We start from the raw sequence: 856 nt of genomic DNA on the forward strand, positions 1-856 counted from the left end.
TGCAATAGTGTTCACGGAAGTTTTCTGCTTTTCCTAAAACGCGTTTTTCTTTTGTTTCAGGATCAAAAAATTCTGTACGTCCTGTGTAGGGAAAGTGCTCTTCTGCGGGGTCAGCAACTTCAATTAAATGAGCAGTGGTTTGTTTTGCAGACAAAACTGTTAAATGCTGGATAATTTTTTCCGGAGCATCGAGAAAGTCGCTCATGATGATGGCATGTGAAAAACGTGTTATGGTTGAAAAATCTGGAAATGAATTTTCTGTGTGATGATTTGCCAAAGTTAATGCCATACGTTCTATGACATTGGATGTTCTTGTAGGTGGCATTAAATTGGGGATAGCAATATGTTCGTCGCTGCGTACAAGAAGTTTTGCTAATGCAAGGGCAAGAATGATGGCATGATTGCCTTTAGAAATTTGCGAAAAACGCGAACAATAATGCATAGAGGCGCTCTGATCAGGCCAAATCCAAACTGTTTGTGTCTTTTCCCATTCGTATTCACGTAAGTAAGTATGTTCACCACGCGCTGAGCGGCGCCAGTCAATACGTGTGATGGCTTCCCCTTCAATATAAGGGCGAAATTGCCAGAAATTTTCCCCGTTACCGCGTTTACGTTGTCCATGCCATCCGCTTATCAATGTATTAGCGATATGGTGTGCTTGCAAAAGAAAATACGGCATTTTAGCAGCATCTTTATGCGGTTTGGCAGCGAGTAACAGTGGAGATTCTTTTGAAACTTTTTTGCCAATGGCCATTAGAGAATGTCTTTCACAAGATTATCGATAATGTCTTTTACGGTTATATTTTCAGCATGTGCAGAAAAATTGAGTGCCATACGGTGTTGTAATATAGGTTGA

Annotated in this window: 1 protein-coding gene; it reads right to left on the minus strand. The window is 40.5% G+C overall.

From position 1 onward, the window contains the following. On the minus strand, positions 1-754 hold a 754-nt coding region (locus ACFIK8_RS10635; protein WP_375669409.1), incomplete at its 3' end, for a DUF58 domain-containing protein. Positions 755-856: the final 102 nt, after the last annotated feature.

This window comes from Bartonella sp. MR168JLCBS, from assembly GCF_042194175.1.